Genomic DNA, 745 nt, shown 5'->3' on the forward strand with positions numbered 1-745 from the left:
GAAAGAGTCTGCTAAAGCTGCGTAAGGCCGTTTAAGTAGTCTGGAAAGCTAACATTGATACCGGCTGGAAATAATTACTCATGAGCAAAGCTACAGAAAAAGCTGTAATGGGTAAGATTACCTCGGTATACGGTGTTAAGGGTTGGGTGAAGGTGTTTTCCTATACTCAGCCTAAAGAAAATATTTGCCAATATAAAAATTGGACTCTCGAAGGTGGCAGCAAGAACGGATCGGTAACCGTGCTTAGCTGCAAAGCTCATGGCAATGGTCTGGTCGCCCAGTTAAAGGGGTGTCATGATCGCGATGAGGCTAAGCAGTATTGTGGTTCGTTGATTTCTGTACCTCGAGAAGAATTGCCGGAACTGCCTAGCGGTGATTACTACTGGCATCAGCTTCAAGGTCTGAAAGTATTTGCTTCAGGGTCTGATGTAGAAGAGAAGGTTTTACTTGGTCGTGTTGATCATTTGATTGAAACCGGATCTAACGATGTTTTGGTAGTAAAAAAGTGTAAGGATAGCTTGGACGGTAGGGAGCGATTAATTCCTTACTTGCCAGATCAGGTTGTCTTGGCGGTAGATCTGGAAGCAGGATCCATTGAAGTTGATTGGGATCCGGAGTTTTAGTTTGTAAAGCGCTGATTGCGGTACTTGCGGGGCGTTTTTATATAGGCACTACTTAATCAGTTCTGTAAATCAGTTCTGGCATAAGGGATTAGTTCTTTAAGTGGTGCAAAGATAGAAACTTG

Annotated in this window: 1 protein-coding gene; it reads left to right on the plus strand. The window is 43.4% G+C overall.

From position 1 onward, the window contains the following. Positions 1-80: 80 nt before the first annotated feature. Positions 81-623: a ribosome maturation factor RimM gene (rimM, locus tag A3756_RS02795; protein WP_068510833.1), complete on the plus strand. Its 543-nt coding sequence runs from the start codon at positions 81-83 to the stop codon at positions 621-623. Positions 624-745 lie beyond the last annotated feature (122 nt).

This window comes from Oleiphilus sp. HI0086 (assembly GCF_001635225.1).